Origin of the sequence: Cupriavidus sp. SIMBA_020 (assembly GCF_046535395.1) — a bacterium.
GTDB lineage: Bacteria > Pseudomonadota > Gammaproteobacteria > Burkholderiales > Burkholderiaceae > Cupriavidus > Cupriavidus campinensis.
The window spans coordinates 1-276 of sequence record NZ_JAWRWU010000482.1 but is presented as its reverse complement, the minus strand read 5'-3'; the positions used below and the strand labels follow the sequence as shown (position 1 = coordinate 276).

Annotated in this window: 1 protein-coding gene; it reads right to left on the bottom strand. The window is 63.0% G+C overall.

Annotation, left to right across the window (positions count from 1 at the left end):
* Positions 1-276 (bottom strand): SidA/IucD/PvdA family monooxygenase (locus SB751_RS30155; RefSeq protein ID WP_410749040.1); only part of this gene is annotated, 276 nt, incomplete at both ends.

Genomic DNA, 276 nt, shown 5'->3' with positions numbered 1-276 from the left:
CCCCAGGCCCAGCACCAGCTTGCGGCAGCGGACCATGAAGCGTTCGCCATTGACGCTGTGCTGGCCGGTGACCAGGTAGGTGTCGGTCTCGGGGTCGTGCAGCACGCTCTGCACGTCACTGTTAAAGCGCAGGTTGGGCAGGCGCGCGGCCACCCACTTGCAGTAGCGGTTGTACTCGGCGCGCGTGAGATAGTGGTTCTCGCGCATGTAGTACGAATAGATGCGGCCGGTCTGCTTGCTGTAGTTCAGGTAGCTGTATTCGCTGCGCGGATCGGC